Source organism: Flavisphingomonas formosensis (assembly GCF_009755815.1).
GTDB classification, from domain to species: Bacteria; Pseudomonadota; Alphaproteobacteria; order Sphingomonadales; family Sphingomonadaceae; genus Flavisphingomonas; species Flavisphingomonas formosensis.
The window spans coordinates 19383-39184 of record NZ_WRPK01000002.1 but is presented as its reverse complement, the minus strand read 5'-3'; the positions used below and the strand labels follow the sequence as shown (position 1 = coordinate 39184).

The window sequence follows — 19802 nt, the reverse complement described above, 5'->3', positions numbered from 1 at the left end:
TGTTGGCAAACGCATAAGTTGAAGTCTATCAGGCGCGGCAACCGCCGGGGGAAAATGGGGTGGCGGTGGCGTGTCAGGAGGGGCGGAAACAAACCTTGCCGGTACGCCCTTAAACCAAGCGCAAGGGTCTGGCATGACGACGCTGGAACAGACGGAAACGACGGGCGAGGGGCATGATGTCCGCCGCCGTGACTTCATCAACATCGCCGCAGTGAGCTTCGCCGGCGTCGGCGCGGTGGCGGTGGTGCTGCCGCTGGTCAACCAGATGAACCCATCGGCCGACGTGCTCGCGCTCGCATCGATCGAGGTGGACATCTCGAAGATCGCGCCGGGCCAGGCGATCAAGACGCTGTGGCGCAAGCAGCCGGTGTTCATCCGGAACCTGACGCCGAAGGAGATCGCGGAAGCGAATGCGGTGCCGCTCTCCGAGCTGCGCGATCCCCAGACGCTCGCCGAGCGGACGACCGCCGGCAAGGAGAATTGGCTGATCACGCTCGGCGTCTGCACCCATCTCGGCTGCGTGCCGCTGGGCGCGGGCGAAGGCGAGAATCGCGGCCCGTTCGGCGGCTATTTCTGCCCCTGCCACGGTTCGGCCTACGATACGGCCGCGCGTATCCGCAAAGGCCCGGCGCCCAAGAACCTGCAGGTGCCGGAGCACAGCTTCAAATCCGACACCGTCGTGCAGATCGGGTGAGGTAGACAGACATGAGCTTTCCCTGGGCAAATCATTACGCGCCGAAGCATCCGCTCATGCGCTGGATGGACGAGAAGCTGCCGCTGCCTCGCCTCGTCTATAACGCCGTCGGCGCCGGTTATCCGGTTCCGCGCAACCTCAATTACATGTGGAATTTCGGCGTGCTCGCCGGCGCTGCGCTGGTGATCCAGATCATCACGGGCGTGGTGATGGCGATGCATTATGCCGCCAATGCGGGCGTCGCCTTCGATTCGATCGAGCATACGGTGCGCGACGTGAACGCGGGCTGGGCGATGCGCTATGCGCACGCCAACGGCGCCAGCATGTTCTTCATCGTCGTCTATCTGCACATTTTCCGCGGCCTCTATTACGGATCCTACAAGGCGCCACGCGAGATGGTCTGGCTGCTCGGCGTCGTGATCTTCCTCCTCATGATGGCCACCGCCTTCATGGGCTATGTGCTTCCCTGGGGTCAGATGAGCTTCTGGGGCGCGCAGGTGATCACCGGCTTCTTCTCGGCCATCCCGGTCGTCGGCGAGCCGATCCGCGAATGGCTGCTCGGCGGCTTCGCGCCGGACAATGCCGCGCTCAACCGCTTCTTCTCGCTTCACTATCTGCTGCCGTTCGTGATCGCGGGTGTCATCATCCTGCACATCTGGGCGCTGCACATTCCGGGTTCCAGCAACCCGACCGGCGTGGAAGTGAAGGGTCCGCAGGATACGGTTCCGTTCCATCCCTATTATACCGCGAAGGACGGCTTCGGCCTTGGCGTGTTCCTGGTGATCTTCTCCATCCTGATGTTCTTCGCGCCGAACGCGCTGGGACATCCGGACAACTATATCCCGGCGAACCCGCTCTCGACGCCTGCGCACATCGTGCCCGAATGGTATTTCTGGCCCTTCTACGCGATCCTGCGCGCCTTCACTTTCAACTTCCTCTGGATCCCGGCAAAGCTGTGGGGCGTGCTGGCTATGTTCGGCGCCATCGCTCTGCTCTTCTTCCTGCCCTGGATCGACCGCTCGCCGGTCCGCTCGGCCCGCTATCGCCCGATGTACAAGTGGTTCTTCTGGGTGCTGGTGCTCGACGTGTTCGTCCTCGGCCTGTGCGGCATGAAGCCGCCGGAAGGGGTCTGGGTGCTCCTGGGGCAGCTTGCCGCGATCTATTACTTCGCGCACTTCCTCATCATCCTGCCGATCGTCTCGGCCATCGAGCGTCCGCTGCCGCTGCCGATGTCGATCACCGCATCCGTCCTCGGCGAAGAGCCGGCGACCACCGGCCAGCCGGCCTGAAGATCAGGAGTCATTGACCGATGGGTCGTCTCGCCGTTCCGTTCGTCGGGTTCATCGTAGGCCTGGGCTTCATCCTGGCGCTGCTCTGTGCGGTATTCTTTACCCCACATGACGCGCCGGAGGTGACGGCAGCCAGCGTGTTCCATAGGGAACCCAAGGAAATCCACTATGCCAGCGACGGTCCCCTGGGCCGCTTCGACCGGCAGCAGCTGCAGCGCGGCTTCCAAGTCTACAAGGAAGTCTGTTCGGCCTGCCATTCTCTCCGCCTCGTCGCGTTCCGCGACCTGGAAGAGATCGGCTTCTCCAAGCCTGAGGTGAAAGCGATCGCCAAGGGTTGGGCAGTCGAGGTCCCGACGGTGGACGACAAGGGTGAGGCGACGACGCGCAAGGCGCTGCCGAGCGACTATATCCCGAGCCCCTACGCCAACGAGACTGCGGCCCGCGCGTCGAACAACAATGCGCTGCCGCCGGATCTCTCGCTGATCGTCAAGGCCCGGGAAGGCGGCGCGCCCTATGTGGACTCGATCCTGACGGGCTTCCAGAACCCGCCTGCCGAGCTGCTGAAGCGCTTTCCGGATTCCGCTCCGCCTCCGGGACTGCACTACAATCCCTATTTCGCGAACCTGAACATCGCGATGCCGCCGCCGCTCGTGGCCGAAGGCCAGGTGTCCTACTCGGACGGTACCAAGGCGACGGTGCCGCAGATGGCCAGCGACGTCTCCGCCTTCCTGATCTGGACGGCCGAGCCCAAGCTGGAAGCCCGCCATCGTGCAGGCGTGGTTGCGGTAATCTTCCTGCTGATCGCGACCGGCCTCGCCTTCGCGGCCTACCGGAACATCTGGTCGGGCATGAAGCATTGATGACGACGAGGCGGCGGCCATGAGCAGCCGCCTCGGCCTCATCGGCGGCAGTGGGCTCTACAAGATGCCCGCTCTCGCCAACGGGGAGTGGATCTCCGTCGAAACCCCCTGGGGGCTGCCCTCCGACCAGCTCCTCATCGGCGCCATCGAAGGACGCGACGTCGCCTTCCTGCCCCGGCATGGCCGCGGCCACCGCATCGCGCCCGACGAAATCAACTACCGCGCCAACATCGCCGCGCTGAAGGCGGCGGGTTGCACAGAAATTCTTGCCATCTCGGCAGTGGGCTCCTTCCGCGAGGAACTGCCGCCCGGCACCTTCGTCGCCGTCGACCAATATGTCGACCGCACGGTCCGTGGCCCGCGCAGTTTCTTCGGCAGCGGCATCGTCGGCCATGTCGCATTCGGACGGCCCGCCTGCGGACGGCTACGCGGGATCGTCGGCGAGGCGCTGTCCGAATTGCATCTGCCGCATCGCATCGGCGGGACGATGGTGGTCACCGAGGGGCCGCAATTCGCCACGCGCGCCGAATCCATCCTCCATCGCGCCTCCGGTTTCGACATTGTCGGCATGACCGGCCTGCCCGAGGCGCGCCTCGCCCGCGAAGCCGAGCTTTGCTACCAGTGCGTCGCGATGGTCACCGATTTCGATGCCTGGGCGGAGCATGACGTCGACGTCGGCGAGATCATCCGGGTGATGAACGCCAACGTCGCCAATGCGCAGGCGCTGGTCGAGAGCGTCGCCCGGCTGTCCGCGCCGGCTGCCCATTGCAGCGAGGGCTGCACGGCCGCGCTGGAAGGATCGGTGATGACCGCGCGCGATACCTGGCCGGAAAAGACGCGGCGGCGGCTCGCCAATCTCGCCCCGAGGATCTTCGCATGACCACGCACAATGCCGATATCGCGGCGCTGATCCGCACCATTCCGGATTTCCCGAAACCCGGCATCCTCTTTCGCGACATCACGACGCTGCTGCTCGACGGGCCGGGCCTCGCCATGACGATCGACCGGCTGGCGGGCTTGCATCCCGGGCCGATCGACCTCGTCGCCGGGATCGAAGCCCGCGGCTTCATCTTCGGCGCGGCCGTGGCGCAGAAACTGGGCGTGGGGCTGCTGCTGATCCGCAAGGACGGCAAGCTGCCGGGCAGGACGGTCGCCGTCGATTATACGCTGGAATATGGCCAGGACCGGATCGAGATGCATGAGGACGCCTTCGTCCCGGGCGCGCGCATCCTGCTGGTCGACGATCTGATCGCCACGGGTGGCACCGCCGCCGCTGCGGTGCGGCTGTTGCGCAAGGCCGGTGCGGTGGTGACCGGCGCCAGCTTCGTCATCGACCTGCCCGACCTCGGCGGCGCGGACCGGCTGCGCGCCGAGGATGTGCCGGTGGGCACGCTGGTGGCGTTCGAAGGGCATTGAAGGATCGGGCAGAAGGGCGGCCGATGATGGTCGCTGCTTTCCCTGCTCAAGGCTCCTTTTGGGGGCATCGTATCCGCCCGATCGCATTCCACTCCGACGATGCCCTCGAACCACCGGATTCTCGCAGGGGTTTGGCCGTTTTTCGCGGCGTCATGCCAGTCCTTCGACTAAGCTCAGGACAAACTCCGCCTGCGGCGGAAGCTGGCATCGCACTCAGCTGACCGCGGGTGACTTTGGCGAGCGACCCCAGCTTCCGCTGGGGTGACGAAGAAGAAAAGCTCCAGATCGACAATGTTTGAAGATCATCGTGCCCCCGATGGGAGGGCAGGCATCATGCGCTTTCGGTCGGCCGCGCGGGGATGAAGACGTTGGCGACCTGCGTCATAACCGGCTCGTCATGGTTGTTGAACGCGGTCGTGCGGAAGGTGACGACTCCTCTATCGGCGCGGCTGGATACGCGTCGGGCGAGCACCTCGGCCTCGGCGCGCAACTCGTCGCCGGGATAGACCGGCTTCAGCCAGCGCAGTTCGTCCACGCCGCTGGCGCCGAGCGTGGTCAGCCCGATCTCCTGCCAATAATCGACCGTCAGCCGCATCACCATCGCTGCGGTGTGCCAGCCGCTCGCCGCCAGCCGGCCGAAGATCGGATTGTCGGCGGCTGCTTCGTCATCGAGGTGGAACGCCTGCGGATCGTAGCGCGAGGCAAATTCGAGTACCTCTTCGCGCGTCACCGGATAGGAGCCGAACGAGAAGGTCTGCCCGACCTCGATGTCTTCGAGGTAAATCGTCACATCACTCTCCGTTCCGAAGGCGTGACCGAGGGGTCGGTTCCTGTCGCAACCCCAGTGATCCATTTCCGTTCCGGATACGCAAGGATCCGAAGCGGAAATATTTCAGGCGCCGGTCCGGAACAGCATGACGTCGCCGTCCTGCACCCGATAATCCTTGCCCTCTGCGCGCAGCCTGCCCGCCTCGCGGGCGCCGGTTTCGCCCTTGAACGCGATATAATCGGCGAAGGCGATGGTTTCGGCACGGATGAAGGCACGTTCGAAGTCGCTGTGGATGACGCCCGCCGCCTGCGGTGCCTTGGCGCCTTTCTCGACAGTCCAGGCGCGGGCCTCCTTCGGGCCGGCGGTGAAGAAGGTGATCAGGTTCAGCAGGTCATAGCCCGCGCGGATGACGCGGGCGAGGCCGGTTTCGGCGAGGCCGAGGTCGGAGAGGAATTCGGCCCGGTCCTCCGGCGCCATGGTCGCGATCTCCGCCTCGATGGCGGCGGAAACGATCACCGCCTTGGCGCCCTCGGCCGCCGCCTTCTCGAACACGCGGGCCGACAGGGCGTTGCCCTCCGCGGCGGCACCCTCGTCGACGTTGCAGACGTAGAGCACGGGCTTTGCGGTCAGCAGTTGCGCCTGGCTGAAGATCCGCTGCTCGTCATCGTCCTTGGGCTGGGTGAGGCGGGCGGGCTTGCCGTCGCGCAGAAGGTCCAGCGCCTGGCCGAGCACGGAGGCCGCGGCCTTGGCTTCCTTGTCGCCCTGCGCCGCCTTCTTGGCGAATGCGGGCACGCGACGCTCCAGGCTCTCGAGATCGGCGAGCATCAGCTCGGTCTCCACCGTCTCGGCATCGGCGACCGGATCGACCTTGCCCTCGACATGGGTGACGTCGCCATCCTCGAAGCAGCGCAGCACATGGACGATCGCATCCACCTCGCGGATATTGCCGAGGAACTGGTTGCCGAGGCCCTCGCCGGTGGAGGCGCCGCGCACGAGGCCGGCGATGTCGACGAAAGCGAGCTGCGTCTCGACGATCTTCGCCGAGCCGGCGATCGCAGCGATTTCGTCGAGCCGCGGATCCGGCACGGCGACCTGGCCGATATTCGGCTCGATCGTGCAGAAGGGATAGTTGGCGGCCTGGGCTGCGGCCGTTTCGGTCAGCGCGTTGAAGAGGGTGGACTTGCCGACGTTCGGTAGGCCGACGATGCCGCAACGGAAACCCATGCAATCACTCCGGGATAGGAAATTGCGGACCCTTTAGGCGTATGCGCGCCACCATTCCACCATGATCCGCGCCGGGCTGCGGAACGGGCGTCGACGCTGCTTCGTTGAGAGGGGCATAGGTCCATCAGACAAGGAGAGTCATCATGGCCGACAAACCGGACACCATCCATGCCAACCCCGACGAGGAAGCCGTCGTCGAGGAGCGCGTGACGGAGGAGAAGGTCGCCCGCATGCGCCATGCCAAGTCGCTCGCCACCGACGATGCCGACGCCAGCCATCAGGGCGGCTTCGGGGCGCAAGGCGGGCAGGTCGATTTCGGCAAGCCCAAGAATTACGGCCAGTGACCTAGCAGGGTCCGCTGTGGCTGGCGCGGCGTCAGTCCGCCAGCCGCAGCGCCACTTCGTTCATGAAACGCGCATCGTCGCCATTGGCGAGCCATGCGGCCTCGGCGGCGATCGCGCCCAGCATGTCGGCAAGCGGATCGATCTCGTTCTTGGCGAAATTGCCGAGCACGTGGCCGGTCACGCGGTCCTTGTGGCCCGGATGGCCGATGCCGATGCGGACGCGGCGAAAATCGTTGCCAATATGCGCGTCGGCCGAGCGCAGGCCATTGTGGCCCGCGGTGCCGCCGCCGGTCTTCACCTTCACCTTGAACGGGGCGAGATCGAGTTCGTCATGGAAGACGGTGACGTCTGCGGCGCCGAGCTTGTAGAAGCGCATCGCCTCGCCGATGGCGCGGCCGCTTTCGTTCATGAAGGTGGCGGGCTTCAGCAGCAGGATCTTGTGGGATCCGATCCGCCCTTCCTGCGTCCAGCCCTGGAACGCCTTCTTTACGGGCGAAAATCCATGGACCTCGGCGATGGCGTCCAGCGCCATGAAGCCCACATTGTGCCGGTGCATCGCATATTGGGCACCGGGATTGCCGAGGCCGACCCAGAGCTGCATGGGCAAACTCCCGATCGGCCCCGACGATAGAGACGATTATTCGCCGGCGGGCTCGGCTTCGTCGCCGGCCTCGGCTTCCGCCTCGCCCTCGCTCGACTTCAGCGCGGACGGCGCGACGATCGTGGCGATGGTGAAGTCCCGCTCCTCGATGCCGGATTCGGCGCCGCGGGGCAGGGTGACGTTGGAGATGTGGATCGAATCGCCGACTTCGAGGCCGTTCAGCGAGATGGTGATCTCACTCGGGATCTCGGCCGCGTCGCAGACCAGATCGAGCTCGTGGCGGACGATGTTCAGCACGCCGCCGCGCTTGATGCCGGGCGACTCTTCCTCGTCGGTGAACACGACCGGCACGTTCACATGCACCTTGGCATGCTCGCTGATGCGCAGGAAATCGACATGCAACGGACGATCGGTGACGGGATGGAACTGCACGTCCTTGGGCAGGGTGCGGGTCTTCTTGCCGCCGATGTCGATCATCACGACGCTGTTCATGAAGTGGCCGGTGTTGAGGATCTTCACCAGCGCGCGCTCCTCGAGATGGATCGCGACCGGATTTTCCTTGTTGCCGTAGATCACGGCGGGAACGCGGCCGTCGCGGCGGTGCTGGCGGGAGGCTCCCTTGCCTGCCCGTTCACGCGCCTCGGCCGACAGGGTGAGCACGTCGCTCATCGTATGTCTCCAATTGGCTGTGCAACATACCCGTCACGCCTCCAGGGATGACCATGACGGGAAGGGCGGGCGCATAGCGGGGAATGGGCCGGAACACAAGGCGGCGGCGTCCTTCGGCCCGTCCTACTGCACCCGTGTGACCTTGAGGCCATGCTTTTCCAGCATCGCACGGACCGAATCGGGGCCGGCAAGGTGCCCTGCGCCGACCGCGACGAAGATCGTGCCCGGGGTGTCGAGCCGCTTGATCAGCCAGTCCGTCCACGCTTCGTTGCGGCGCCTGAGCAGCACCTCCTTCAGCATGGGCGACATTTCCGGATCATTTTCGAAGCTGCGCGCGATCGCCTGCTCGTCGCCGCGCCGCCAGGCGGCGAGCATCGCGTCGAGCTCGGCCTTGCTCCTGGCGGGATCGTCGATCACGCCCTCCAGGAAAATGCGCTGCTCGTCCTCGGAGAGGCTGTCGAGATAGCCGAGTTGCTGCGCGGGCGTCTCCAGACCTGCGATCGGCTTCTTCGCGGCGGCGAAGATGCTGCGCAGCTCGGCCTCGACGCCGGCGTCGGAGCTGATGCCGAGATCCTTCATCACATGGCCGAACAGCAGAATGCCGGCCGTCCATGTCTTCATCTTGTCCAGCGTCGCGGGCGGCATGCCGCTCCTCTTCACCAGCGCCTCCAGCTCTGCGCGCTTCGTCGGAGCCACGCGTTCGGCCAGCGGCGGCAGGCCGGGCTTCACGCCGATCGCATAGAGCTGCCGCGCGGTCGCGAGCGGATCGTCGCCGAACACCGCCTCCAGCACCAGCTCGCGCGAGGCGGCGAGCGCCGTGTCTATCCGCTTGTCCCGCCAATGGGTGCCGGTGGGCAGGGCGTGGATCGTGCCGAACAGATAGATGGTCGTATCCGCGTCGGAGAGTTTCCACAGCGCCGGCCTGGTCTCGCGCACCGGCGCCCTGGCGGGGAGGGGGGCGGCAAAAACGAGAGCAAGAAAGGAAGCGAGGAGGGTGGAGCGTTTCATGGGAGGCTCGTAGCGGGGAAACGCTGGCTCGTCATTCCTGCTTGTTCATCCTTCTCCCCGGTCCGGGAGGATGAAGAAGGCGGCGTGGGAAACTTGACCGCACAGCCCCCTTGCGCCAAAGCCCCGGCACCATTTGCCGCAAGACCAAAGGCCGAAAAGTGGGCGACGCCAAGCCGCTCAGCTTCCAGAAGCTGATCCTTACCCTGCACGATTATTGGAGCGCGCAAGGCTGCGTGATCCTGCAGCCCTATGACGTCGAAATGGGGGCGGGCACCTTCCATCCCGCGACGACGCTGCGTGCGCTCGGCCCCAGGCCGTGGAAGGCAGCCTATGTCCAGCCTTCGCGCCGCCCGACCGACGGCCGCTATGGCGAGAACCCGAACCGGCTCGGCCATTATTACCAGTATCAGGTGATATTGAAGCCGTCTCCGCCCGACCTGCAGGCGCTGTATCTGGGCAGCCTGGCGGCGATCGGGGTCGATCCGCTGCTGCACGACATCCGCTTCGTCGAGGATGATTGGGAGAGCCCGACGCTCGGCGCCTGGGGCCTCGGCTGGGAAGTGTGGTGCGACGGCATGGAGGTGAGCCAGTTCACCTATTTCCAGCAGGTCGGCGGCTTCGACTGCAAGCCGGTGGCGGGCGAGCTCACCTACGGGCTCGAACGGCTGGCGATGTACATCCAGGGCGTCGACAACGTCTATGATCTCGCCTTCAACGACGTTCCCAAGGATCAGGGGGGCGTGACCTATGGCGACGTCTTCCTGGAGAATGAGCGCCAGTTCAGCGCCTATAATTTCGAGGCGGCGAACACCGAGACCTTGTTCCGCTGGTTCCGCGATGCGGCCGAGGAGTGCAAGGCGCTGCTGGAGCGAACGCCCGCGCTGCCGCTGCCGGCTTATGACCAGGCGATCAAGGCGAGCCATATCTTCAACACGCTGCAGGCGCGCGGCGTGATCTCGGTGGCTGAGCGCCAGGCCTATATCGGCCGCGTGCGCGAGCTGGCGAAGGGCGCCTGCAAGGCGTGGATGGATCATAACGGGTGGGACGCGTGACCGATTTCCTTCTCGAGCTGCTCTCCGAGGAAATCCCGGCGCGGATGCAGGAGAAGGCGGCAGCCGATCTCGCGCGCCTGTTCAAGGAGGAGATCGGCAAGGCGGGCCTTGCGGCCGAGGCGATCGAAAGCTTCGTGACGCCGCGCCGCCTGGCCCTCATCGCCCGAGGGCTGCCGGGCGAGACGGAAGCGGTGCGGGAGGAGACCAAGGGGCCGCGTGCCTCGGCGCCGCCGCAGGCGCTGGAGGGCTTCCTGCGCAAGACCGGCCTCGCGCGCGAGGATCTGGTCGAGCGTGACGGCGTGCTGTTCGCCATTGTCGAGAAGCCGGGCCGCGCCACCACCGACGTGCTCGCCCAGGCGATCCCGGCGATCGTCCGCGCCTTTCCCTGGCCCAAGTCGATGCGTTGGGGCGTCGCCTCGGGGTCGACCGCCTCGCTGCGCTGGGTGCGCCCGCTGCAGGGCATCGTCGCGCTGTTCGGCGACGATGTCGTGCCGTTCGAGATCGACGGGATCGCGAGCGGCGCCGCCACGGTCGGCCATCGCTTCCACCATCCCGGCGCGATCACGATCGGCAGCGCGCAGGACTATGCCGCAAAGCTGCGCGCCTGCCATGTGATCGTCGATGCCGCGGAACGCCGCGCGATCGTGCGTGACCGTGCCGCCGCGCTGGCGGCGGAGGCGGGCTTCAGCGTGGTGCCCGACGAGGGGCTGGTGGCGGAGAATGCCGGCCTTACCGAATGGCCGGTGCCGCTGCTCGGTCGCTTCGATCCGGCCTTCCTGGAGGTGCCGCGCGAGGTGATCCAACTCACCTTGCGGACCAACCAGAAATATTTCGTGCTGAACGATGCCGAGGGCCGGCTCGCCCCCGCCTTCATCTGCACCGCCAATATCGAGGCGAGCGATGGCGGCGCGGCGATCGTCGCCGGCAACGGCAAGGTGCTGGCGGCGCGGCTCTCCGACGCGCGCTTCTTCTGGGAGCAGGACCTCAAGGTTCCGCTGGAGGAGCAGGCGAAGAAGCTCGACCAGATCGTCTTTCATGAGAAGCTCGGCACCGTCGCCGACAAGGTCGATCGTGTCGTCGCTCTCGCGCGGTGGTTGGTCGATACAAAGGTCGTGAAGCCTGGAGAGGATGTAGCGCAACCAGAAACTGCCCTTTTTAATAATGTCAGTAACGCTGCTCGCCTTGCCAAGGCGGATCTCGTCACCGGCATGGTCGGGGAGTTCCCCGAATTGCAGGGCGTCATGGGCGGCTATTATGCACGGGCGCAGGGGCTGCCCGATGCCGTCGCCGATGCGATCCGCGATCATTACAAGCCGGCGGGGCAGGGCGACGACGTGCCGACCGCGCCGGTGACGGTGGCAGTAAGCCTGGCGGACAAGCTCGATACATTGCGCGCTTTCTTCGGCATCGACGAAAAGCCGACCGGATCGCGCGATCCGTTCGCGCTGCGCCGTGCCGCGCTCGGCGTGATCCAGCTCATCACGGCCAACGATCTGCGATTTGCGGTCGCACGAGGCGAATTGCTCGATTTCTTCGCCGATCGTCTCAAGGTGCAGCAGCGCGAAGCCGGCGTGCGCCACGATCTGATCGACGCGGTGTTCGCGCTCGGCGGTGAGGACGATCTCGTCCGGTTGCTCGCCCGCGTGAAGGCGCTGCAGGCGTTCGTGGCGACCGAAGACGGCGCCAACCTGCTTGCCGGTTACAAGCGTGCAGCGAACATCCTCAAGAAGGAGGGGATCGAGGCTGGCGCCGCTGCGCCGGCGGGCGATTATGCCCTCGAACCCGCCGAGGCGGCGCTGATCGCCGCGCTCGACCGGGCGGAGCCGGCGGCGGCACAGGCGGTCGAGACGGAAGATTTCGAAGGGGCGATGGCGGCACTGGCGCCGCTGCGCGGGCCGATCGACGCTTTCTTCACCGACGTGACCGTGAACGACTCGGATCCGGACAAGCGCGCCGCGCGTCTAGCGCTGCTCGATCGGATCCGTGCGGCGGTGCATAAGGTGGCGGATTTCGGGCGGATCGAAGGCTGAGCCAGAGACGCCGAAGCCTCGCTTGCAAGAGTTTTCGGATACGGACAATTTAGAAAAGCAGGACATATTGACGCGCGTGCTGCGGCGCACAATAGACTCTGCCGGTGCGTATCATGACACGCGCATCACGGGGATGGACGTATGACGACCACGACTTCGCGCTTTGTGTATCGCTTCGGTGGCGGTGTTTCGGACGGCGGCAAGGGCGACAAGTTCCTGCTCGGCGGCAAGGGCGCAAATCTTGCCGAGATGGCGTCGATCGGCCTGCCGGTGCCTCCGGGCTTCACCATCTCCACCGAGATGTGCACGCGCTATTATGAAGAGGGTGAAAGCTTCCCCGACAGCCTTCGTGCCGAAGTCGCCGAGGGCATCGCCCACATCGAGCGGGTGACCGGCAAGAGGTTCGGCGATGCGTCCGATCCGCTGCTCGTCTCGGTCCGTTCGGGCGCGCGAGTGTCGATGCCGGGCATGATGGACACCGTGCTGAACCTCGGCCTCAACGACCAGACGGTCGAGGGGCTGGCGAGCGCGTCGGGCGACGAGCGGTTCGCGTGGGACAGCTATCGCCGCTTCATCCAGATGTATTCGGACGTCGTCCTCGAGCTGGATCATGGCGCCTTCGAGGAAGCGCTGGAGATCGCCAAGGAGGACAAGGGTTATTCGCTCGATACCGAGCTGACCGCGGCCGACTGGCGCGCCCTCGTCAAGCAGTACAAGGCGATCGTCGAGGAGCAGTGGAACAAGCCTTTTCCGCAGGACGTGCATGATCAGCTCTGGGGTGCGATCGGCGCGGTGTTCGGATCCTGGCAGTCCGAGCGGGCGAAGGTCTATCGCCGGCTAAACGACATTCCGGGCGACTGGGGCACGGCAGTGAACGTCCAGGCGATGGTGTTCGGCAATATGGGCGACACCTCGGCGACCGGCGTCGCCTTCACGCGCGATCCGTCGAAGGGCGACCATGCCTATTATGGCGAGTTCCTGATCAACGCGCAGGGCGAGGACGTCGTCGCCGGCATCCGCACGCCGCAATATCTCACCAAGGCGGCGCGCGAGGCCGCGGGCGCCAAGCCGGCCTCGATGGAAGAGGCGATGCCGGAGGTCTATGGCCAGCTCGCCAAGGTGTTCGACCTGCTCGAGACGCATTATCGCGATATGCAGGACATCGAGTTCACCGTGGAGCAGTCCAAGCTGTGGATGCTGCAGACCCGGTCGGGCAAGCGCACCGCGAAGGCGGCGCTGAAGATCGCGGTGGACATGGCCGACGAGGGGCTGATCACGCGCGAGGAGGCGGTGCTGCGCGTCGACCCGGCCGCGCTCGACCAGCTGCTCCATCCGACGCTCGATCCGAAGGCGCCGCGCGACGTGATCGCGAAGGGCCTGCCTGCCTCGCCGGGCGCGGCCTCGGGCATCGTCGTGTTCGATGCCGACACGGCCGAGAAGCGGGCGGAGATGGGCGATGCGGTGATCCTCGTCCGTGTCGAGACGAGCCCGGAGGATATTCACGGCATGCACGCCGCAAAGGGCATCCTCACCGCGCGGGGCGGCATGACCAGCCACGCCGCGGTGGTGGCGCGCGGCATGGGCCGCCCTTGCGTGTCGGGCGTCGGCAGCCTGGCGATCGACGCCAAGGCCAAGCTGTTCCGCACCGCCGGGCGCGAGGTGCGCGAGGGCGACGTAATCACCATCGACGGATCGACCGGCGAGGTGATGATGGGGCCGGTGCCGACCGTGCAGCCGGGACTGGCGGGCGATTTCGGCACGCTGATGGGTTGGGCGGACGAGGTGCGGCGCCTGAAGGTGCGCGCCAATGCCGAGACGCCGCTCGACTGCAAGGTGGCGCGGACCTTCGGCGCCGAGGGTGTCGGCCTCTGCCGTACCGAGCATATGTTCTTCGACGCGGCCCGCATCACCGCGGTGCGCCAGATGATCCTGGCGGAGGACGAGAAGGGCCGCCGTGTCGCGCTTGACAAGCTGCTGCCCGAGCAGCGCGGCGATTTCGCGCAGATCTTCGAGATCATGGCCGGCCTGCCGGTGACGATCCGCCTGCTCGATCCGCCGCTGCACGAGTTCCTGCCTCATGCCGAGGAGGAGTTCGCCGAGGTGGCCGAGGCGGCCGGTGTCGGCGTCGAGGCGCTGAAGCGCCGCGCGGCGGAGCTGCACGAGTTCAATCCGATGCTCGGCCATCGCGGCTGCCGCCTGGGCGTGACCTATCCCGAAATCTACGAGATGCAGGCCCGCGCCATCTTCGAGGCGGCGGTCGACGTCGCGGAGAAGACCGGCGCCGCGCCGATCCCCGAAGTGATGGTGCCGCTCGTCGCCACCCGGCGCGAGCTGGAGCTGATGAAGGCGGTGATCGACAAGGCGGCCGAGGCGGTGTTCGCCGAGAAGGGCCGGCGGGTCGACTATCTGGTCGGCACGATGATCGAGCTGCCGCGCGCCGCGCTGAAGGCGGGCGAGATCGCCGAAGTAGGCGAATTCTTCTCCTTCGGCACCAACGATCTCACCCAGACTACGCTGGGCGTTTCACGAGATGACGCCGGCCGTTTCCTCGGCACCTATGTCGACAAGGGCATTTACGCCAAGGATCCGTTCGTGAGCCTCGACGTGGAAGGTGTCGGCGAGCTGATCGAGCTGGCGGCCGAACGGGGGCGCAAGACCCGCGAGAAGATCAAGCTCGGCATCTGCGGCGAGCATGGCGGCGATCCGGCCTCGATCGCCTTCTGCGAAAAGACCGGCCTCGATTACGTCTCGGCTTCGCCCTATCGGGTGCCGATCGCCCGGCTGGCGGCGGCACAGGCGGCGCTCAACAAGAAGCAGGGCTGATATAGCGGTATGTTCAGGTCTTCATCCTCCCCGGACGGGGAGGGTGACTGCTGCCGCGGTTCGCCTGGGTGTCATGTCCGGTGTCTGCGCTGTGGAGAGCTGAACCCCTCCACCACCTTCGGTGGTTCCTCCCCCTGCGGGGCAGGGCAATCGCATATGGCGAAATCGCTGCATGCGGGCCTCCTCATCCTCCCCAGCTCTGCTGGGGAGGGGGACCAGCCGAAGGCTGGTGGAGGGGAAATACCGTGCATTTGCAAAGTGCGAGCCGTTAGCCGGCCGCGCATTTCCCCTCCACCGCGCTGCGCGCGGTCCCCCTCCCCATCTGCGATGGGGAGGATGAAGAACTCTGCCGTTCATATGCGATAGCCCTCCCCTGCGGGGGAGGATTCATCGCTCTCAAGCGGCGGCGACTCCGCTCGGGGTGCCGTAGATGCGGGCATGCTCCTCGGTCTTGCCGGCGGCCAGCAGGGCGGCCTGCTCGCGCCATTCTTCCTGCGCGATATAGCCAGGCTCGGCGCCGATACGTCCTTCGAGCTCCGCTTCCTCGGTCTCGCTGAGACCCGTGATGTCCCTGTAGCGCGTGACGCCGCATTCGTTGAGCCGGGTCTCGCCGGCACGGCCGATGCCGCGGATCAACGCCAGATCGTCTCGCTTGCCCGAAGCCGCCGCAGCGATGGCCGCGCCCGTGCCGGCCCCGACAGGGGGCTGCGATTTCTCCAGTTCCGCGATCCGGGCATTGGCGGCCTTGATGCGTGCTTCGAACCGTTCCTGCGCGGCGAGGCGCAGTTGCTGCTCCTCCTCCGCCTGCTTGCGCCATTTTCCTGCACCCGCCCGGGACAGCAGACCAAGCAGCCAGCCGAGGACGAGCACGAGCCCGAGGATCGCCCATTGGTTGGTCGTGAACTGAAGCATGTAGACACCTCCCCTAGCGGGAGGTGCAAACGCACGACGGCCCCGTCCGGTTCCGTTCGTTACAGATATGTTGCGCCGCCCGCCGCCGCACCCTAGCGCGACAGGTCACGGCAGCGAAACAAAAAGCGGCAGGTGCTGCGAATCATCCGTTGCGATGCAGGAACTGGTCCGAGATCGCGCAGGCCGCGGGTCCGAGGATCACGATGAACAGCACCGGCAGGATGAAAAGGATCAGCGGCACCGTCATGATCGCGGGCAGGCGCGCGGCCTTTTCCTCCGCACGCATCATGCGCTCGTTGCGAAATTCGGCCGAGAGCACGCGCAGCGCCGAGGCCAGCGGAGTGCCATATTTCTCGGTCTGGATCATCGTGGTGACGACGCCGCGGATCGCCTCGAGATCGATCCGCTGGGCGAGGTTTTCAAATGCCGCGCGCCGATCGGTGAGGAAGCCGAGTTCGATCGCGGTGAGGGCGAATTCGTCCCCGAGCTCCGGATAACCCTTGCCGAGCTCGCGCGCGACGCGATGGAAGGCGGCATCGACGGTAAGGCCCGCCTCGGCGCAGATCACCAGCAGATCGAGCCCGTCGGGCAGCGCCTTGCGGATCGCGGTGCTGCGCTTGGTGACCATGTTCTGAACATAAAGGTCGGGCGCCTTGTAGCTCAGGATCAGCGCGCCGGCAGCCAGCAGGAATTTCTTGAAGGGTGACCAGTCCGGAAACCAGTGGAGCAGATAGACGCCCACCACGACGGTACCGCCGATCACGATCGGGAGCACCAGCCGGCCGAAGATCACCGCCACGGCGGCATCCTTGGAGCGGATGCCGGCCTGCATCAGCTTGATCTGTGCCTGCTTGAGCTGTTCGTCCTGAAGCACCTTCAGCGACTGCAGCAGCGATCGCATGCGATCGGTCGTCTGGTTGGTGGGATTGAGGCGGCTGCGCTTCTTCGACGGCGCCGCGGATATGCCGGCCTTGAGTTCCTCGCGTCTTTCGTTGAGCGCCTTGACCCGCTTGGACATCGGATCGCGCACGGTGAATGCAGCCCATAGCGCGAGCAGCAAGGCACCTGTCGCCACCGCGATCAGCATCGTCGCGACAGTCGTGACGCTCATTCCCATGACGGTCGGGCCGGCAACCTCACCCATGATCCGCTCTCCGTCCCCCTCTCAAATCTCGAAATTGACCATCTTGGCCATGATGAAGCCGCCGATCGACATCCAGATCATGCCGCCTATGCCGGCGATGATCAGCCGGGGATCGGAGAAGAAGCCGCTGAGATAGGCGGGGTTCATCCAGAAGACCAAGCCGAACACGATGAAGGGCAGGGCGCCGACGATATAGGCCGAGGCCTTGGATTCCGACGACATCGCCTTGATCTTCAGCTTCATCTGCGCACGCTTGCGCAGTACGTCCGACAGGTTCGACAAGGTCTCGGCGAGATTGCCGCCGGTCTCGCGCTGGATGGCGAGCGTGATCACGAAGAACTGGAACTCCGGCGTGCCGATCCGATCGGCGGTATCCTGCAGCGCCGCCTCCATCGTGCGGCCGATCTTCATCTTGTCCGCTACCGCCCGGAATTCGACGCCCACCGGCCCGGGCACCTCGCTGGCGACGACCCCCAGCGTCTCGGAGATGGGCAGGCCGGAGCGCAGACCGCGCACGAGCAGATCGATGGCATCCGGAAAGCGCGCGTTGAACGCCGCGATCCGCCGCTTGATGAGGATGCCCACCACGAAATAGGGCAGGCCGGCGCCGAGAAAGATGCCGCTGAGCAGCGCCATCGCGATCGGCATGCCCTTCAGCCAGACCAGAGCTGCGACGACGACCGTGATCGCCAGCGAAACAAGGCCATATTGGGTAAGCGACCAGTCGCGCCCCGTCATCGCGATGCGCTTGCGCATCAGCGTGGGGTTCGGAATGAACCGTGCCACTGCGCTGTCGAGCTTGGTGGTCTCCCGCTGGGCAAGGATGCGCCGCATCTGCGCCTGCACGGCGGCGCTGCTGGAGGTGCTGTAACGTTCCTTCAGGATCTCCAGCCGGCGCGATTGTGCCTTGCCGGTCGACGGCCCCGAGAAGGCCATCACCAGCATGACGAGCACGAGCATCATGCCACCTGCAAGGATCAGGATCGGCATCAGCGGCATGGCAGCCTGTCAACCTTCTGGAAGAACCTGCTCATGTGCAGCGCCTTCGCCTCACTTCACCTTCTTCGCGGGCAGCAGCGACTTGAGCTCGCCGAGCTTGCCGAGCAGCGATTTGCCGGGCCCTTTCTGCTCCGTCGCGCCCGCGTCGATCACCGCAATCAGCTCTTCGGCTAGGGTGGACAGCGTCTTGCCGGGCACTCCGCCCTTGGCCACCTCGGCCAGCGGTTTGCCGAGCTTGGCAGCCTGGGCGGCGGATTTCACGTCGAGAGGGACGAGGAAGTCGATCTTCCGTTCGATCGACTGTTCGAAATCCTTGCGGCTGATCTCCGGCGCGCCGGATGCGGGAACCTTGCTGGCCACCACCACCACCTTGGACTGCGGCGCATTGGCCTTCATCCAGGAGAGGATGCGGATTGCATCGCGCGTCGCGGCCAAGGTCAGCTCGGTGACGACCACGGTGGCCTGCACGTCGTGCATGAGATGCGGATGCTGCACGAGCATGGTGCGCGGCAGATCGATCACGGTGCATTCGAAGGCGGCCTTCATTTCCTCCTGCAGCTGGAAGAAGGCGCTGCCGTCGCTCATCAGCGGCTGATGGATCGGGGCCTCGGCCGAGAGCACCGCGAGCTTGTCGCTGGCCTTCACCATGGCGCGCTCGATGAACAGGCCGTCGATGCGGCTCGGATTCTCGATCGCGTCGGTCAGGCCACGGCCCGGCTCGAGATCGAGGGCGAGGGCGCCCGTGCCGAAATGCACGTCGAGATCGAGCAGTGCGGTCGACCGGCCAGCCTTGTCGCCGAACAGCCAGGCGATCGAAGCCGCGATGGTCGACGCGCCGACGCCGCCGCGCACGCCCACGATCGCGGTCATCAGATGCGGCCGGTCATTGGCATGGTCGGTCGGCTTGGGGCCGGCGAGGGTGAGCTGCGCATGGGCGATCGCGTCGCGCATCTGATCGGCGCTGAACGGCTTCAGCAGATAATCCTGGATGCCGCTGGCGACGAGATCGCGATAGAGGCGCACGTCGTTCACCTGGCCGGCGGCGATCACGACGGTGCCGGGCTCGCAGACTTCGGCAAGGGCGTTGATGTCATGCAGCGGATCGCCCGATTCCGACATGTCGACGAAGAGAATGCTCGGGCTGGCCGATACGGACAGGGATTGCACCGCGTTGCGCAGGCCGCCTCGGTAGATCCGCTCCTGCTGCCAGCCCATCTCGGTGAGGATGGGCTTCAGCAGATCCGCGGTCATGTCGTCGCACACGAAGGCGCTGAAAGGTTCGCGCACGCCCGCGCGACCATGGTTGAACGGCGCGTTCATTGGCCACCTCCACTCGTGGTCGATTCCTTCTTGATTTCTTTCACCGCGGTCGGGATCGCGTCGCGATACACTCTGAGAGCGCGGTTCACGGTGCGGCCGTCGCTCGTCCCGCCACCATTCTGACCGTGGACGAGATCCTCGGGATTGGCGACCATTGCCGCGAGGTTCGAATTCACTGCGCAGCCATAGTTGGACATCGCGGATCCGGCGAATTCCGGCTGGGAGACGCGATCCCAGTCGGGGCAGCGCGGGACGCCCGCCGCAGCACGGCTGACAACGATCCGCAATGCCCCGGTGGGCACGCCGGGCGTGGCGGCCGGTGGCAGCGTATCGACCAGGAGCCCGTAGCGGGCGGCGATCTGCGCCACCTGGTTGCGGGCGGCATAGCCGCGCGACATGCCGGTTGCGTCGATCGCGACGCGATCTCCATAGCCGAGGCGGATCGAATCGAACCAGCCGCCGAGCCGCCGGTCCTCGCCGGGGGCCAGTGCGCCGCCGCTGTCGACGACCACGTCGAACATATAATCGTTGCGGCTCACGATCGGCTGATGCACCGAATCCATGCTGCGATTGACCGGACCGCAGGCGCCGAGGCTGGCGCCCAGCGACAGGAGCGAAACGAGGGTGATGCGACGCATGACTGATTCT

The 19802-nt window shown here is 65.8% G+C and carries 19 protein-coding genes; 9 read left to right on the top strand and 10 right to left on the bottom strand.

Annotated features, from left to right (window positions below):
* Positions 1 to 133 precede the first annotated feature (133 nt).
* Genes petA through GQY20_RS06295 form a run of 5 tightly spaced genes read left to right on the top strand, consistent with a single transcriptional unit; the run spans position 134 to position 4259 of the window.
* On the top strand, positions 134 to 694 hold the full coding sequence (gene petA / locus GQY20_RS06315) for a ubiquinol-cytochrome c reductase iron-sulfur subunit (RefSeq protein WP_157216233.1): 561 nt from the start codon (positions 134 to 136) through the stop codon (positions 692 to 694).
* Positions 695 to 705: 11 nt separating this feature from the next.
* Positions 706 to 1983: a cytochrome b gene (locus GQY20_RS06310; protein ID WP_157216232.1), complete on the top strand. Its 1278-nt coding sequence runs from the start codon at positions 706 to 708 to the stop codon at positions 1981 to 1983.
* A 20-nt stretch (positions 1984 to 2003) separates the two neighbouring features.
* Positions 2004 to 2843: a cytochrome c1 gene (locus GQY20_RS06305; protein WP_157216231.1), complete on the top strand. Its 840-nt coding sequence runs from the start codon at positions 2004 to 2006 to the stop codon at positions 2841 to 2843.
* 19 nt (positions 2844 to 2862) lie between these two features.
* Positions 2863 to 3723 carry an S-methyl-5'-thioadenosine phosphorylase gene (gene mtnP / locus GQY20_RS06300; protein WP_157216230.1) on the top strand — a complete coding sequence of 287 codons (861 nt, stop codon included), beginning with the start codon at positions 2863 to 2865 and terminating at the stop codon, positions 3721 to 3723.
* Positions 3720 to 4259, top strand: a complete 540-nt coding sequence (locus tag GQY20_RS06295) for an adenine phosphoribosyltransferase (RefSeq protein ID WP_157216229.1) — start codon at positions 3720 to 3722, stop codon at positions 4257 to 4259. Before mtnP ends, GQY20_RS06295 begins: the two co-directional genes overlap by 4 nt.
* 331 nt (positions 4260 to 4590) lie before the next feature.
* On the opposite strand, the gene GQY20_RS06290 is transcribed toward GQY20_RS06295, so the two are convergent.
* Positions 4591 to 5049 (bottom strand): MaoC family dehydratase, encoded by a 459-nt coding sequence (locus tag GQY20_RS06290; protein WP_232475917.1) that lies wholly within the window; start codon positions 5047 to 5049, stop codon positions 4591 to 4593.
* Positions 5050 to 5151: 102 nt separating this feature from the next.
* On the bottom strand, positions 5152 to 6252 hold the full coding sequence (gene ychF / locus GQY20_RS06285) for a redox-regulated ATPase YchF (protein ID WP_157216227.1): 1101 nt from the start codon (positions 6250 to 6252) through the stop codon (positions 5152 to 5154).
* 143 nt (positions 6253 to 6395) lie between these two features.
* On the opposite strand from ychF, the gene GQY20_RS06280 reads away from it, so the two are divergent.
* Entirely contained in the window at positions 6396 to 6596 is a 201-nt protein-coding gene (locus tag GQY20_RS06280; protein ID WP_157216226.1) for a hypothetical protein, read from the top strand.
* 31 nt (positions 6597 to 6627) lie between these two features.
* Here the strand turns inward: GQY20_RS06280 and pth are convergent, their stop codons facing one another.
* From pth to GQY20_RS06265, 3 genes are all read right to left on the bottom strand, one after another.
* Complete coding sequence (gene pth / locus GQY20_RS06275; RefSeq protein ID WP_157216225.1) at positions 6628 to 7197, bottom strand: aminoacyl-tRNA hydrolase; 570 nt, start codon at positions 7195 to 7197, stop codon at positions 6628 to 6630.
* Between the two features lie 36 nt (positions 7198 to 7233).
* Positions 7234 to 7866, bottom strand: coding sequence for a 50S ribosomal protein L25/general stress protein Ctc (locus GQY20_RS06270; protein ID WP_157216224.1), 633 nt, complete (start codon positions 7864 to 7866; stop codon positions 7234 to 7236).
* Between the two features lie 123 nt (positions 7867 to 7989).
* Entirely contained in the window at positions 7990 to 8874 is an 885-nt protein-coding gene (locus tag GQY20_RS06265) for a TraB/GumN family protein (protein WP_157216223.1), read from the bottom strand.
* Positions 8875 to 9032: 158 nt separating this feature from the next.
* Here GQY20_RS06265 and GQY20_RS06260 point away from each other — a divergent pair, with 158 nt between their 5' ends.
* From GQY20_RS06260 to ppdK, 3 genes are all read left to right on the top strand, one after another.
* Entirely contained in the window at positions 9033 to 9926 is an 894-nt protein-coding gene (locus GQY20_RS06260) for a glycine--tRNA ligase subunit alpha (RefSeq protein ID WP_157216222.1), read from the top strand.
* Positions 9923 to 11956, top strand: a complete 2034-nt coding sequence (gene glyS, locus GQY20_RS06255) for a glycine--tRNA ligase subunit beta (RefSeq protein WP_157216221.1) — start codon at positions 9923 to 9925, stop codon at positions 11954 to 11956. The genes GQY20_RS06260 and glyS overlap by 4 nt, the downstream gene beginning before the upstream one ends.
* Positions 11957 to 12097: 141 nt before the next feature.
* Positions 12098 to 14779 carry a pyruvate, phosphate dikinase gene (gene ppdK, locus GQY20_RS06250; RefSeq protein WP_157216220.1) on the top strand — a complete coding sequence of 894 codons (2682 nt, stop codon included), beginning with the start codon at positions 12098 to 12100 and terminating at the stop codon, positions 14777 to 14779.
* Positions 14780 to 15175: 396 nt separating this feature from the next.
* Here ppdK and GQY20_RS06245 read toward each other — a convergent pair whose 3' ends face one another.
* The 5 genes from GQY20_RS06245 to GQY20_RS06225 all read right to left on the bottom strand — a co-directional run bounded on the left by GQY20_RS06245 (position 15176) and on the right by GQY20_RS06225 (position 19792).
* On the bottom strand, positions 15176 to 15691 hold the full coding sequence (locus GQY20_RS06245; protein ID WP_157216219.1) for a hypothetical protein: 516 nt from the start codon (positions 15689 to 15691) through the stop codon (positions 15176 to 15178).
* A 142-nt stretch (positions 15692 to 15833) separates the two neighbouring features.
* Positions 15834 to 16835, bottom strand: a complete 1002-nt coding sequence (locus GQY20_RS06240) for a type II secretion system F family protein (protein WP_157216218.1) — start codon at positions 16833 to 16835, stop codon at positions 15834 to 15836.
* 21 nt (positions 16836 to 16856) lie between these two features.
* Complete coding sequence (locus GQY20_RS06235; protein WP_157216217.1) at positions 16857 to 17834, bottom strand: type II secretion system F family protein; 978 nt, start codon at positions 17832 to 17834, stop codon at positions 16857 to 16859.
* A gap of 51 nt (positions 17835 to 17885) precedes the next feature.
* Positions 17886 to 19154: a pilus assembly protein CpaE gene (locus GQY20_RS06230; protein ID WP_157216216.1), complete on the bottom strand. Its 1269-nt coding sequence runs from the start codon at positions 19152 to 19154 to the stop codon at positions 17886 to 17888.
* Positions 19151 to 19792 (bottom strand): CpaD family pilus assembly protein, encoded by a 642-nt coding sequence (locus GQY20_RS06225; RefSeq protein ID WP_157216215.1) that lies wholly within the window; start codon positions 19790 to 19792, stop codon positions 19151 to 19153. The genes GQY20_RS06230 and GQY20_RS06225 overlap by 4 nt, the downstream gene beginning before the upstream one ends.
* Positions 19793 to 19802 lie beyond the last annotated feature (10 nt).